Annotated in this window: 12 protein-coding genes; 4 read left to right on the top strand and 8 right to left on the bottom strand. The window is 66.1% G+C overall.

Annotated elements, in window-relative coordinates; genetic code table 11:
* Positions 1-125: 125 nt before the first annotated feature.
* The 8 genes from ACOYYX_RS11365 to ACOYYX_RS11330 form a co-directional block, all read right to left on the bottom strand.
* Complete coding sequence (locus tag ACOYYX_RS11365; RefSeq protein WP_422930043.1) at positions 126-1,190, bottom strand: DUF1559 domain-containing protein; 1,065 nt, start codon at positions 1,188-1,190, stop codon at positions 126-128.
* 176 nt (positions 1,191-1,366) lie between these two features.
* Positions 1,367-1,597, bottom strand: coding sequence for a hypothetical protein (locus ACOYYX_RS11360; protein ID WP_422930042.1), 231 nt, complete (start codon positions 1,595-1,597; stop codon positions 1,367-1,369).
* 880 nt (positions 1,598-2,477) lie between these two features.
* Positions 2,478-3,518 (bottom strand): ABC transporter ATP-binding protein, encoded by a 1,041-nt coding sequence (locus tag ACOYYX_RS11355; RefSeq protein ID WP_422930041.1) that lies wholly within the window; start codon positions 3,516-3,518, stop codon positions 2,478-2,480.
* Positions 3,515-5,203, bottom strand: coding sequence for an ABC transporter permease (locus ACOYYX_RS11350; RefSeq protein WP_422930040.1), 1,689 nt, complete (start codon positions 5,201-5,203; stop codon positions 3,515-3,517). Before ACOYYX_RS11350 ends, ACOYYX_RS11355 begins: the two co-directional genes overlap by 4 nt.
* Entirely contained in the window at positions 5,200-6,282 is a 1,083-nt protein-coding gene (locus ACOYYX_RS11345) for an extracellular solute-binding protein (protein ID WP_422930039.1), read from the bottom strand. The genes ACOYYX_RS11350 and ACOYYX_RS11345 overlap by 4 nt, the downstream gene beginning before the upstream one ends.
* Positions 6,283-6,284: 2 nt before the next feature.
* A complete protein-coding gene (locus tag ACOYYX_RS11340; protein WP_422930038.1) occupies positions 6,285-7,232 on the bottom strand; it encodes a hypothetical protein in 948 nt (315 codons plus the stop codon).
* 41 nt (positions 7,233-7,273) lie between these two features.
* The gene (locus ACOYYX_RS11335; RefSeq protein WP_422930037.1) at positions 7,274-7,942 is read right to left on the bottom strand and encodes a family 16 glycoside hydrolase; all 669 of its coding nucleotides are present in this window, start codon (positions 7,940-7,942) and stop codon (positions 7,274-7,276) included.
* Positions 7,943-8,018: 76 nt separating this feature from the next.
* A complete protein-coding gene (locus ACOYYX_RS11330) occupies positions 8,019-9,053 on the bottom strand; it encodes an extracellular solute-binding protein (protein WP_422930036.1) in 1,035 nt (344 codons plus the stop codon).
* Positions 9,054-9,387: 334 nt separating this feature from the next.
* On the opposite strand from ACOYYX_RS11330, the gene ACOYYX_RS11325 reads away from it, so the two are divergent.
* The 4 genes from ACOYYX_RS11325 to ACOYYX_RS11310 all read left to right on the top strand — a co-directional run bounded on the left by ACOYYX_RS11325 (position 9,388) and on the right by ACOYYX_RS11310 (position 14,318).
* Positions 9,388-10,449 carry a hypothetical protein gene (locus tag ACOYYX_RS11325; RefSeq protein ID WP_422930035.1) on the top strand — a complete coding sequence of 354 codons (1,062 nt, stop codon included), beginning with the start codon at positions 9,388-9,390 and terminating at the stop codon, positions 10,447-10,449.
* Between the two features lie 66 nt (positions 10,450-10,515).
* Complete coding sequence (locus ACOYYX_RS11320) at positions 10,516-11,490, top strand: DUF1559 domain-containing protein (protein ID WP_422930034.1); 975 nt, start codon at positions 10,516-10,518, stop codon at positions 11,488-11,490.
* A gap of 43 nt (positions 11,491-11,533) precedes the next feature.
* Positions 11,534-12,616: a hypothetical protein gene (locus ACOYYX_RS11315; RefSeq protein WP_422930033.1), complete on the top strand. Its 1,083-nt coding sequence runs from the start codon at positions 11,534-11,536 to the stop codon at positions 12,614-12,616.
* A gap of 181 nt (positions 12,617-12,797) precedes the next feature.
* Positions 12,798-14,318: a hypothetical protein gene (locus tag ACOYYX_RS11310; RefSeq protein ID WP_422930032.1), complete on the top strand. Its 1,521-nt coding sequence runs from the start codon at positions 12,798-12,800 to the stop codon at positions 14,316-14,318.
* Positions 14,319-14,333: the final 15 nt, after the last annotated feature.

Genomic DNA, 14,333 nt, shown 5'->3' with positions numbered 1-14,333 from the left:
CGAACTTCATCCTTGTTTGACTAGATATCAAAGATACCGGATCCGAGAATACAAGTCGCCCTCGCGACCCTTTGAAATAGGGCCGGGAGGGCGATTCGGGTGCTGGTCTATGCCCGGTTCTCGGATCAGTAGGCATCGGCGCTGACGACTTCGCCGCCGTTCCTGGTCCCGATCGCCCACCAGGTGGTGCGGTTGATCGAGTCCTTGATAAACCGGACGCTGCCGTCGGCGAAGGCCACGTTCACGCCGCCCGAGTGGTTGCTCGAGGCCGGGTAGGAGTAGCCGTAGCTCGGGTCGCAACCGCCGTTGCAGCCGAAGCGGCAGCCGTTCACTTTGAGCTCGTTGGGCGTCTGGAGGACGTTGAACATCGAGTAGCCGACCGCGGAGAAAGCCCAGCGATAGCCGCGGGAGCTGGAGATGCTGCCGTTGGTAGTGCTCATGCCCTTGGCGCAGGTCTGCAGGTCGGTGATGACGTTCGCCGCGTTGTTCTGAGCGCTGAGCAAGAAGCTATTGACGAGGTTGCCGCTGGCCCCCAGGTTCATGTTGCCGCGGTAGGCGCTGGTCGAGCCCGCGTTGTCGCCGGAAAGGGCTTCGCCGAAGGCCACGGTGTTCGAAGTGCCGTCGGTGCAGTCGGCCACGCTGTAGCTCGTGTACTGGCAATAGACGCCGGTGCTCGCCGGCTGCACCGGGGGATTCGCGCCCAGCAAGGACTCCCAGCCGCCGAGCTCGACGGTCGTGCCATAGCAGGCGTAATAGCTGTTGGTGTTGGACTTGCCGGCGTAGCCGTCGGAGGGGCAGAGGAACGAGTTGATGACGGCGTTGGTGACCGTCGAGTTCAGGGCGTAGCCGAAGCTGCCGTTGGTGGGCGACCAGCTGAAGTTGGCGGCGTTGTAGAGCGGGGTCTGCTCGAGATAGCCGAGCATCATCCCGTGGGCGCTCCAGCCGCCCCAGGGGTGGAACTCGGAGGGGCTGTTGAAGGCGTTCTTGCCGCCGGCGACCGGGAAGCAGCCGAGGGCGCTGTGGTAATTGTGCGCGGCCAGGCCGAGCTGCTTGAGGTTGTTGACGCACTGCGAGCGCCTGGCGGCCTCTCGGGCGGCCTGCACGGCGGGCAGGAGGAGGGCGATGAGCACGGCGATGATGGCGATGACCACCAGCAGTTCGATGAGCGTAAATCCTCGACGAGATCGCACGTTGAGTTACCTCGCTACGATTGGGAAGAAGAATGCACCGGCGCAGGATGCGCGACACACAACGACCGACAACCCCTGGCGATCACCCGAGGCAAGATCAAATCGAGAAATAAACAGGCCATCAGGTGATACGTCTTTGCTTCGATCCCAGCCCCCAGGCCGCGATCCCTCCACGCTCAGTGGGCGCCCACGTGTTTCGCGGCCTTCCTGCCCGCCGAGCCATACGCCCCGCCCTGCATGGCGTCCTTGAGCCCCTGATCCTTGGCGCTGATCTCCTCGGGGCTCGAGTAGACCGTCTTGCCCGACTGGCCGGAGTTGGAATCCCCGCACCCGATGGCGAGGAGCGAGATCCCCACGACCAGCGCGGACCTCGGGCGCACAACGTCGAAAGAACGAAGGAGAGGCATACGTGTATCCTAACAATGTGCGAAAACTGGATCCCCGCGACCGGATTCGCTCGCGGAGGCCGCCCCGTTTCCTGGAGAAAATGGCAAGAGTACCCCAACACTATCTGGTCATCGCCGAAAGAACAAGAATCAGTTTCGTGATTTCCTGCTCATGTCGGGAAAGGATCCATTTCAAAGTGAAACAATCTATTGAATCACCTCATATCTGAGCCAATGGATCCTTACGCCTTCCATCGTCGCCCGCCCCGTCGCAATTTTCACGCGGGCCGCCCCTCGCAACCGCTGTGCGCAGCGTACCCATCGCCGCGCACATTGCGCAGTTCACGCTACATGAGCTTCAGCGACTTCAGCCCCAAAAACGATCTCACCTCGATCGAGCCTGAGTTCGATCGGATTTCGACCTGACCGCCCCTAATTTAGAATACTAGGCGGAGAGACAGGACACCTCGAACGCTGGCAAATAAAAATTCGCGCAAACCAATGCTATCACAAATCTTACAACTTGCCGCCGTCCTCAAGCGTCCCCATGCCGGCGAGGCCAATCGAGATTCCGATGACCGTCATTTTTTAGGATTTCTTCTGAACCAGCTCACAGCTGTTCGATTTTATCGCAGCATTTCTCCAACTCTCCATAGCACGCGCCGTCCACGAAGCGGCTAGCCCGGGCCCTCGGCAACTCGGCCGCGTCGCGAAGTCTGCTCGACGGGGGGCTTCCGGACGGCCCTCGGAAAGTTCACGGCCGGCCGGGAGGTTGGATTCTTCCATCCGGCGTCGATCGTTGCCGTTGTAGTGTTGGGCCATGCCCTCGCCGATCAAGAACTCGACGAACCCCGATCGGATGTCTTCGCACGAGACAGCCGACACAGAAGCATCACTAAATTCATGACCCCTGGATCGGATCGCACTCGCCATCGATCCGCACGCGGACGCGCGTGCCTGGGGATAAGGCGCGATCACACGCGAACACGCGGAGGACGTTCCCCGCGACGCGAACGACGGCGACACGCCTGACCTCGCGCCCTTCCGGCGGACGCAGCTCGAGCGACGTGACCTCGGCCTCGACGCCTGTGCCGTCCGCGGTTAGCCGCGGCTGATCGGGTCGCACCAGGAGCAGCGCAGGTCCAGGATTGGTCCCATGAGGCGTGGGGACCATCCCAAACGCGGTCTCGGCCTCTCCCTGGGCGGTGACCACGCCAGGTATCAGTTCTCCCAATCCGAGGGCGCGGACGGCGGACGCGTGACGCGGGCGGAGCGAGAGCGACTCGAGCGAGTCGTCGGCCACGGCCCGGCCATGGTCGAGGACGATGACCCGGCGGGCGAGGTCGAAGGCATCGTCGCGCGAATGCGTCACGAGGATGAGTGTCGTCCAGGTGCCGTCGAGGAGCGAGCGCAGCAGGTCGCGCATCTCGGCCCGCTTCTCATCGTCGAGGCTCGCGAAGGGCTCGTCCATGAGGAGGAGCCTGGGTTCCTGGGCCAATGCCCTGGCCAGCGCGATGCGTTGGCGCTCGCCCCCCGAGAGCTCGTCGAGCCTCGCGTCGGCCCGGTGCAGAAGGCCCACGCGCTCGAGCAGGCCTTTGGCCCGCTCGACGCCGCCTCGGCCTCTCGTAGCGAACGCGATCTGGTCGAGCGCCCGGAGGTTCGGGAAGAGCGCGAGCCCCTGGAAGACCAGGGCCACCTCGCGACGCTCGGGCGGGATCAAGACCCGGCCGGCGCGCGACGCGGGCTTCCCCGCGATGGCGACGTCACCCTCCGTCGGCGACTCGAGCCCCGCGATCAGGCGCAGGAGCGTAGTCTTGCCGCTCCCCGATCGGCCGAGGACGGCGAGGCGCTCACCCTGAGCCAGCGAGAAGCTCACGCCTTCGAGCACGTTTGCCTCGCCGAAGGCCCGGCCCAGGGAACTGACGCGGAGGACTTCGCTCACTTCGTTCCTTTCGCAACCAGCCCGAGACGAACACGCATCAGCATCACCAGCGCGATGACGGCCACTGGCAGAGCGATGACCCCAAGCAGGAGGAACTGGCAGGCCGCAATCTCCGGGTCCTGGCCGCGCCTCATGAGTGTCACGACCGATGGAGCCAGGAGCGGCTTGCCGGGTGGGGCGATCAAAACCGATGCACCGTACTCGGTGGCCGACAGCACGTAGATCGCCAGCCAGGCCACCACCAGGCCAGGCGCCGCGCAGGGGATCACCACCGCGAGGAGCCGCCCGAGTGGCCCCCTGCCCGCCAGCGCCGCGGCCTCTTCCAGCTCTCGAGGGACGCGGGCGAGCGCCCCTTGAGCCAGGAAGACGGCGAAGGGGAAGAACCGCGCGAACCACGCGAGCAAAACGATCGCCGAGCCCTCGTAGACGGCGGCCGTGGCGTCTCGGTTCCAGAGCGTGACCAGGCCCAGCCCGACGATCGGGGCCGGCACCGCCACGCCGGCTCCGAGCACTCCCAGGGCCGGCCCCCAGCCGGCCCGGGATGCGAGCCTCGCCAGGCCGGTTGCCAGCACCGTGGCGAGCGTCGCGGTCGCCCCCGCGAGCACCACCGTGCGGATGGCGTCATCGTGCGCGAGATCCCACGTCCCCCGGAGGGAGCTGAAGAAACTGGACGACCGCATGACTCTATGTGAACCCGCCGCGGCGATCGGATTGATCCTCGCCGTGGCGGTGAGCCTGCCCAGCGACACGCACGGCAGGATCAAGGGGGGTGTGATCGCCAGCAGCGTCGTGACGCCGGCCAGCAGGTGCCCCGCCCTGCCCAAACTCCGGCCGTCGAACCTGGAGACCTCCCCCTCGAGGCCGGCCAGGCTCGCGACCCGGCTGCGCATCAGGATGAACGCTCCGAGGGCCCCCGCCATGACGACGATCGGCAGCGACGGCAGGGTGAGCGCCGCGGCCGAGGCCAGGTCTCCCTCCTGGATCCGCTCGTAGATCGCCTCGCCGATCGTCCGCAAACGCAGGAGTTGCGGCACGGCGAACTCGGTGAGCGTCAGCGCGAAGACCAGCAAGGCCGCTCCGAGGGCCGGCGGGACGAGGACGCCCGCCCCGATCCTGATGACACCACGCCTCCCCTGCGCAAGCCGGGCCGACTCGAAGATCCGGTGGTCGGTGCGACGGAAGGCGCTCGCCACGGCCAACGCCACCAGCGGGAAGAGGCAGCTTCCCATCACCACGCCGGCCGCCGGCCACGAGTAGACGAACCCGGGGATCGTGAAGCGTGCGGCCTCGATCGGGTCGCTCGTCTTCGGGCCGAACCCGAGGAGCATGGCTACCGGCCGCGAGACCATGCCCGCGGGCCCGAGGAGGACGATCGCCGCCTCGCCCACAATGTAGGGCGGGACCATGAGGGACAGCAGACCGAGCGGCCAGGCCACGCGCCTGAACCCGGCCCGCGTGCGGTCGACGAGCAGAGCGAAGGGGACCCCAAGCACCAGCGTAGTCAACGCGCTCACCAGGGCGGAACCCGTGGATTCCCCAAGCCGCCCGGCGATGCCGTCGAACGCCGCCGCCATCGCCCGCACCTGCAAGCCGGAGCCGAAGAGGGCAGCAAACAGCGGCGAGAGGACGACGGCGACCGCCAGCAGGATCGCCCCGGCGACCACGGATCGAGGCGGTTCACTCATCGGTCCAGCAGGACCTCCTTGACGGCCTTCGTCGACTCCGCGTAGGCCTTCGCCGCCGCGGTCCAATCTACGTTCATGCTCCGAACCCCCTTCGGGATCCAGCGCGGGCGGACATCCCCGGCCACGCTCTCGGGCAGCATTCCGACGGTCTGACCATGCCCCGCGGCGAGGACCTCCTCCGTGCTCTTGCTCATGAGGAACCGCAGGAGCTTCTCCGCCTCCTTCGGATTCGGGCCGTTCGCGATGAGGGCGACCGTGCTGAAGCCCTCCATGCAGCCGATCTCCCCCGGCTCCTGGTCGGGGAAGACGATGGCCACCGGCTTGCCGCCGTCGACGGCGACGTGAGCATCGATGGAGCTGGTGATCCCGAACCAGAGCTCGCCCGAGGCCACTCGCTTCGTCACGTCGGCCATGCCGCCGCAGAGGGCGACGTCGTTGGCCTTGAGGTCGGCGAGCCAACGTCGGGCTTGCTCCGAACCCAGCACGTTGAAGAGCGCCGCGACGTGGGCCGCCATGCCGCCGAAGAGGGGGTTGGCGATCCCCACATGCCCCTTGTAGCGCGGGTCGGCGAGGTTGCGGAACGAGTGCGGCCGGGGTTCCTTGCCGAACATCTCGGTGTTGAGGATCAGGACGCGGTAGGCGGCCGCGAAGCCGAGCCAGCGCCCCTTCTCGTCGCGCGGCGCGTTGCCGTGGGCCTTGATCAGGTCGTCCGGCGCCGGGGCCAGGCAGCCTTCTTCGGCGAGCATCGCGTGGAAGAAGGCCCCGCCCCCCCAGAGGACGTCGCAACGCGGGTTGCCCTTCTCCTGGCGGATCGCCTGGACGAGCCCGACGGCCTTCGCGGCCTCGGTGTCGTACTTGGCCTCGACGCGGATCCCCGTCTCCTTCTCGAAGCGGTCGAGGAGCTCCTGGGCGGTCTCGCGGTCCGTTGCACAGTAGAGGACGACTCTGGGTCGGGCCTGGGAGGAGGTCGACCCTTTCGGCTCGTCCTGCCGGCCGACGCGGAAGACGGTCACGGCCAGGATGGGGATGAGGGCGAGGAGCATGATCGCCCCCCCGAGGATCGGGTTGCGCCTGGCCATGCCTACTTCCCTTCCTTCGGCAGCCTGGCTAGCCCTTCCCTGGACCGCTTCGCATAGTCCGAATCTGGCGCCGCGCCGATTGAGGCCTCGAACTCCTCGCGAGCCCTTGAGACGCGATTCGCCTTCGCGTCCTGGGTACCGAGCGCGAGGTTGCCGCCGGCCTTTGCCTCGGGGATCTTCTCCCCCCATGCGGCGATCAAGGCCCTGGCCTCGTGGCGGCCCTTCTCGGGCTCGGTGACCCAGAGGTGCGCCAGGGCCAGGTCGACCCAGGCCCTGATCCGCAAGGGGGTCTCCACGGCCTCGGAGTGGGCGACCGCGGCCAGGTGCGGGATCGCCTCGCGCATGTTCTTCTGGCCCTGGAAGAAGTCGGCGAGGGCGAGCCGAGACTTCACGTCGTTGGCGTCCTTCTTGACCGGCTCCTCGAGCACGGCGAGCCTGGCGTCGAGTTCCTGCCCCTTCGGGCCGGCCTCGGTGATCCGCTTCAGGACCAGGTTTTTCGCGATCGGCTTCTCGTCCCGGCTGATGATCACGCCGCGCGGGGAGATGCTGAAGAGCACCGGGGTCTCGAGGGCGCGGAAGCGTGCCGCCGTCGCGCGGTTCCGCGAGGCCTTGAGGTCGAGCAGGATCGGCACGACCTGATCCGCTTGCGCCCCGAGGCTCGAAGCGTCCAGGAGCCCCCGGGCCGAGTCGTCATCGCCGCTCTTCCCCGACTCCGCGATCAGCACGAACGCCGGCCGCTTGAGCTCGGCCGCGCGGGCGAGTTCGGCGTCGAGATCCGGCGTGGCGGCGGTTGCCACGGGCACCGACGCGGCGGGCGGGGCCTCGGGTTGAGGCCCGCAGCCGCCGAGGAGGGTCAGGATCGCGAAGGAGGCGACACCAAGCCGCAGACGCCCCTGCTCGTTCATCAGGCCTTGCCCCACCGATGCGAAGACATTCCTGCGATTTCTCATGCGATCCGAGCCCAGCAATCCCTGGAGGTCACCCCGGCGCGTCACTTGACGGGTTCGATCTTGAAGTCGTCGAACGCCGAGACGCTGTCCGCCTTGGTCCAGAGCCCGACCTTGCCGGGCCCGGTGAAGGTCTCGTCATCCTTCTCGATCACGGTCTGGCCGTCGAAGATGACCTTGAGATGCTTCCCCTTCGCCTCGAAGCGGAACGTGTGCCACTCGCCGGGCGTCACCTTGGCCGTGACCTCCTCGATCTTCACCCGCTTGCCGTCCTGGGTCTTGAAGAGGTTGATATTATCCTCGAGCGCATTGGCCCGGGCGACGTAATAATTCTCCGGGGTGTACCGCAGGACGATCCCCCCCGCCTGGTCGACCACGCCGGAGATCGCTTTGTATTTGACCTCCACGGCCACGTCTTTGGCGACGGCGTCCTGGTAGATGCAGAGCGGGAAGCGATAGCTCGTGTCGTCCGCGCTCTCCTGCACCAGTGTCTTCTTGCCGCTCGGCGCCGACGGATCCTCTCGCACGACCCAGGCCACGGCGCCTCCGCCGCCCGTGAGATCCGTCACGAAACCCGCCGGGAGCTTGCCGACCTCGCCCGATTCGTAATCGAACGTCGCCGGCTTCGGCGGCCCTCCCTGCTCCTTCTCCCCGGAGCATCCGGCCGCGAAGACCATCGCAACCACTGGCAAAAGTTTGATGACATGCAACATTGTCTGAAACCTCATCGGATATGCTCACTCCCAATGTCGCCCGAGCAGATCGAGGGCGTCCGTCCCGGAAACGGGTTCAGCTCCCGAACTCGGAGACCAGGAATGCGGCGACCTTGTCCCAAACTTTCGCGGCGGCCTCGAAGTCGACCTCCATCGCGTGGACGGTCTTCGGGGTCTCGACGCGTGCCTTGACCTCGGTGCTCTTGAGGAGCGGGATCTGGGCGCTCGGCCCCTTCGCCAGGGCCGACTCGATCTCGGGGCTGAGCAGGTGATTGGCCAGGGCCTCGGCCGCCTTCCGATGCGGAGCCCCCTTGAGGATCGCCAGGGTGTTGGGGATGAAGAGGGTGCCGATCTCCCCTTCCTTGCGGTCGGGATAGACGATCGTCACGGGGTTGCCCGCGTCGATCTCCCCCATCGCGTCGTCGGTGTCCGTCATCCCGAAGGCGAGTTGTCCCGAGCCCACAGCCTGGGCCACCTGCTTGTTGCCCGAGAGGACCTGGACGCCGTTGGCCTTCAGGGCCTTGAAGTAGTCCTTGCCCTTCTCATCCCCCCAGGCGGTGAAGAGGCAGGCCGCGTGCGTGGCCGTCGTGCCGAAGAGGGGTTTGGCCATGCCGATCTTGCCCTTCCACTTCGGATCCAGGAGGTCCTTGATGCTGCTTGGGCGATCGGCCTCGGCGACGAGCTTCGTATTCACGATCAGGATCCGGGCCCGCGCGGCGAAGCCGTACCAGGTGCCGTCCTTGGCGCGGAAGGTCGCAGGGATCTCGTCGACGCGCGAAGGGCGGAAGGGGACGAGCAGCCCCTTCTCCTTGAGGCGGATCGTGTTGACGATCTCGTTGTTCCAGAAGACGTCGCAACGCGGACGCGACGACTCGGCGACGATCAGGTTCGTCAGGCCGACGGTCTTGGTGCTCTCGATATCGAACTTGGGCAGGACGCGGACGCCCGCCCGCCTCGCGTAGGCATTGAGGAGCGGCTCGGAGAACTCGCGATCGAGCGCCGTGTAGACCACGACCGGATCGGCGGCCGAGGCCTCGCGGATGACGAGGTCGCTCGAAAACCAGACGGCGACGGCCATGCCCATGGCCCACATCTGCAAACGTTTCATCATCGTTTAACCTCCGGAAGATCGACCCGCGGACGATCGTACGACAAGAGTCCGGGTGCCGCAATCGCCTCAACGAAGGAATTCCGAGAACCCGCGATTCTACCGCAAACTCTTACCCATAAATTCATCCGCATTGGTGGTCAATATCGTTCCGACTCGGCCCGCAATACAATATCTAATGCCAATTACACAATCATTCTACAATTCGAATGGTCGCATGCCTCCCGCGTCGGGGCGGGTTCCGAGAAGTCGAAGGGGCCTTGACCCGATCGGGGTCAAGGCCTAATCTCTGACAAATGACACAGATAATCGAGTGGGGCGATAGGTGCTGAGCATCATGAGACCTCGGATTACGACTTATGCCGCGTTGACGCTGATCCTGGCGAGCGTTACTCTTCGGCCCGCTCGCTCCGATGACAAGGCCGTCGCTTCCAACACAGCAGCCCCGACGCGCGAGTTCGAGGTGAAGGGCAGGCGGTCCTTCCTGGATGGCCAGCCCGTCAAGCTCTGGGGCCTCCGCTGCGGCAACGCGCTGTATAGCCCGACGGTCACCGATCGCCATATCAACAACTTCAACAACATGACGGCCCACGGCATCAACCTGATCGGGGTCTCGATCCAGGGGTGCGTCGGCGGCTGGCCCGACCCCGACGCGGGGCTCAACGGCTTCCGCCGCGACGGGGCCCTCAAGCCCGACGTGGCAGCGAGGCTCGAGCGGCTGGTCCGCGAGGCCGACAAGCGAGGCATGGTCGTCGGCGTCCAGATCCTCTCGGCCCGCAAGGATCAGGACTTCTACGACGAGGCGGCCGTCAAGCGGGCCATCGAGGAGGCCGGGCGCTTCCTGGCCGCCAAAGGGCTCCGCAACGTCTTCGTGGATTTGATCCACACCTTCGACCACGCCGAGAGGATCGACCAGCCGATCCTCCGCGAGCCCGACGGGATCGCGAAGCGGGCGAAGATGGCGGGTTGGTTCAAGGCCGTCGCGCCCGGCATCGAGGTCGGAGCCTGCCTCGCGTCGAAGTCGCCGGCGTCCGACACGTTCCCGAGCATGGACCTGAAGCTGATCCAGAAGGATGCCCCGATCTCGTCCGAGGGCTTCGTCGTGAACGTCGAGACCCTGCGCCAGGACAGCTACGAGAACGACGGCTGGTTCAACGACGGTTGCCGCGAGTACATCCTCGCGGACTGCGAGCGGTTCGCGGAGGCCGAGAACGCCGCGATGATGCTCCACAGCGCCTACACGCAAGGGATCACGAGTTTCAGCGGCACGGGCCCGCACCCCGAGATGGGGGGCGATGGCACCGGGCCGGGAGACCGGGGCATCCGCTTCTATTTCGATTGGGTCCGCGAACACGCAGGGCGCTGGGAATTCCCCCGGCACATCAAGGAATCCAAGTAACCCGATTGGTTGCGGTCCCCAACCGGTCGGCGTCCATTGAAGCCATTCCCCCCCGGAGTCGTCCCTATGTCCACCCATCGCCGCCGCGGCTTCACCCTCATCGAACTCCTGGTGGTGATCGCGATCATCGCGGTCCTGATCTCGCTGCTGCTCCCGGCCGTCCAGGCCGCCCGCGAGGCCGCCCGCCGCATGCAGTGCTCGAACAACCTCAAGCAGATCGGCCTGGCGCTCCACAACTACGAGGGGACTAACGGGGTCATGCCGTCGGCGAGGACCGGCTCGCCCATGCTCTGGTCGGCCCTGGCGCAGGTCCTGCCGAATCTGGAGGGGGGCGCCCTCTACAACGCGATCAACTTCAACCTGCCCGAGCTGCCCCCGACCGCGGCGTCACCGCTGGGCAGCGCCAATGTGACGGCCGTCGCCACGAAGATCAACGCCTATCTCTGCCCCAGCGACCCCCGGACCGACGGCTTCCAGCCGACCCTCGCGCCCAACAATTACGTGGCCAACGCGGGGAGCGGCACGACCAACGGCGGGAGCATCCGCAAGATCGACTTCACGGGCGTCCCCGACGGCCTCTTCTACGACCTCTCGGCGGTCCGGTTCGCCGAGGTCACCGACGGCCTCTCGAACACCGCGGCCTTCAGCGAGACCCTCAAGGGGTCGGGGGTCGACTCGACCGGCCCGACGCCGCTCAACCCTCGGCTCCAGTTCGCTCAAGGGCCGGGGGGCACGGCCATGAGCGACGCCTTCTGCTCATCGCGGACGAGTTGGATCGGCGAGCGCGGCCAGGAGTGGGCCCGCGGCAGCCTGACGTTCGCCACGTCCAACCACTATCTGACCCCCAACAACGCCCTGCCCGACTGCCTCTCGCAATACGCCATAGGGCGACTCTCGGCGAGGAGCCAGCACCCCGGCGGTGTCAACGTGCTCATGACCGATGGTCATGTTCAATTCTACAAAAATTCCGTCTCGGTCGTGACCTGGCGGGCCATCGCGACGAGGAGCGGCGGCGAGGTCATCTCGTCCGACTCCCAGTGAAACGTCGCCGCTTCCTCCCCTCCCGCATAACGGAGCCCGTCGCATGCGTCAACGCCTGAACATACCCGCCTGCGTGGCCTTCGTCTCCCTCGCCTGGCCGCTCGCCGCGGCCGTGGCCAGGGAGCCCGAGAAAGTTGCGGCCCCGGTCGCGACCCGGGAGTTCTCGATCGTCGGCGACATCCCGCACCTCGATGGCAATCCGGTGAAGCTCTGGGGCATCCGCTGGAACAATGCGCTGATGAGCCCGGCCGTCACCGAGCGTCACGTCCGCTGCCTCGACACGGTCGTCGCCCACGGGATCAACCTCCTCACCGTGGGCCTCCAGGGAACGAACGGCAGCTTCCCGAGCGTCGACGCCGGCCCCAACGCCTTCCTGCCGACGGGTGCCCTGCGTGCCGACTTCGGCAAACGCCTGGAATGGATCATCCGCGAGGCCGACAAGCGGGGCATGGTCGTCGGGATCTACGTCCTCCAGCCCCGCAAGGATCAGGAACTCAAGGACGAGGCCGCGGTCAAGCGGGCCATCGAGGAGACCGGCCGGTTCCTCACCGAACGCAAGCTCAAGAACGTCTTCGTCAACCTCATGCACGAGTTCAGCCATCCGGTGCGTGCCGACCACGAGCTCCTCCGCGAGCCCGACGGCGCGGCCAAGAAGGCCAGGCTCACGGCCTGGTTCAAGGCCGTCGCTCCGGACATCGAGGCCGGGGTCTGCCCGAACCACCAGTCCGGCTCGGCCGACTCGTATCCTGGGATGGAGGTGAGGTTCTACCAGGAGGAGATGCCGATCCCCTCGACCGGATTCGCCGTCAACACCGAGACCCACGACAACGACGAGCCGGGGAATGAAGGCATCTTCAACCGATTCCATCGCGAATCGATGCGGAAGGACTGGGAACGCTACCTGGGCCAGCCCCGCCTCGTGATGGTCTTCCACAGCTCGCACATCGAAGGCGTGACCAACTCCGCGGGCACCGGCCCCAACCCCGAATTGGGCGGTTACGGCACCGGCCCGTCCGACCGAGGCGCCCGGTTCTTCTTCGAGTGGGTCCGCGACCACGTCGGACGATGGGAATACCCCCATCACATCCTCGATCGAACCGATGATGCGGGCAAGAAGGTCGAATAATACCATCGTCCGGGAGTCACACCATCGGTTACGGCTCCCGGTCATCGGATGCGATACACCGCGATGGGGACGGGCAACTCCTGGGATGGGCGGAAGTTCGTCATTTGGCGTGAATTGACTTTCGCCCTCGAACATGGGCCAATGGCCAGCCCAGACGCTCGATGCTTCGCAGGAGATCGATATGTCGACCCAACTCATCGGTGGCGGCCTTCTTCACAAGGGTGGCGACGGCCAGTCCGGCAGGCCGTCGGGAGCCGACTTCGCCCTTCGCGTCTCGCTGCTGGCATGCGCCGTCGTTTTATCATCGCCGGCTCCCGCAAGCGCCGTCGTTTGGTTTACCCGGGCGAAGGCATCGGGAGATGGTTCGAGCCCGTCCAGCCCGATCGGCTCGACAATCGGGCTGGATGCGGTCACCAGGCCGGGCGACATCATTATCCTGCTGGCGAGCGATGAGCCGCTCGACGGCGGCCTGACGCTCAAGGCGGATCAGACGCTCATCGGCCAGGCCGAGGCCGGTCGCAAGCCCGCGATCACGAATTCGAATCGCGACCGCAACGGCGGGAACGGGGTCGTCCTGGGCGAGGGTTGCAAGGTCGTCGATGTCCGGGTCGAGCGAACGGAGGCAAGCGGAATTCTCGGGGTCGACGTCTCCGGGACATGCTTGATCGGCGTCGAGGTCGAGGACGCCAACCTCTCCGCTGGCCTCACCACGACCGAGGTGAGCCTGCTCGGGCGGGTCTCGCACGCAGGCATCCTATTTCTGACGACACGAAAGGAGAAGGTGACCGAGAATCGCCTCCTGCGTTGTCGCGTCAACAAGGCCGCCGGCATCGGAATCGGGTCCTTCTCACTGAAGGGGGCACGGACGCGCCTGATCATCGGCGACAGTCGTTCGGAAGGCGGGGCCCTGATTCCTCCGCTGTTCGACATGGGGGTGGCGGCGTTCGCCGATGGAAAGGGCTCGGAGTCTGACCTGGAGATTACGGATAGCGTCATCGCTTCACGTATGAGTCAGCAAGGTCGCAATCTCCTCGTCATGGCCGCAGCAGGCGCGAAGGTCAAGGCTCGCGTCGAGCGATCGAGATCGGGCGAATGCGGGCAGGACGGCATCGTCGGGGTGGCAACGATGGTCCCCGCCACGGTCGAGGTCGAGATCCGCGACTCCACGCTCGAGAAGGCGGGCCAGATGAATCTCGAGGGGACGATCCTCAACCTGACTCCGTCCGATCCCGAGCGGGCCCACGAGAGCCTCGTTTCAATCGACGTGGTGGGGAGTGTGATCCGGGATGCCGGGTTCGTGGACGGATTTCGGGGCGAGGCCCAGAACGTCTGGCTCGCTCCGTCGATGCTCGCCGAAGGGCCGTTCGCCAAAGGGCATTATCGCCTCGCGATCCGCGACTCGGTCGTGGAAGGGGCCGTCAAGGGAGGCATCACCATCGGCAACGATGGCTCGAATTTCAAGGTCGCGCCTGATGGGGGGCAATATGAGGTCTTGCTACACGACAACGCGATCCGGGATAACGGCACCTCCGAGATCGCCATCGCCGCGGGAAAGGCCCGCATCGAAGCCCGCCGGAATTTCTGGGGGTCGCCAGCGGGGCTGGCCGAAGGCCGCGTCATCCTCCTCGATGAGGCGCGACGGTCGCAGTTGGATGCCTCGGAGCCGCTCGCCCGACCATCGGAGCGGTTGCGATCGAGGTAGGTCGTTTGGTAAGAG

The sequence above is a fragment of the Singulisphaera chitinilytica genome (genome assembly GCF_049331405.1).
Classification (GTDB): Bacteria; Planctomycetota; Planctomycetia; order Isosphaerales; family Isosphaeraceae; genus PoT.
This window is presented reverse-complemented; position numbering and strand designations above follow the sequence as displayed.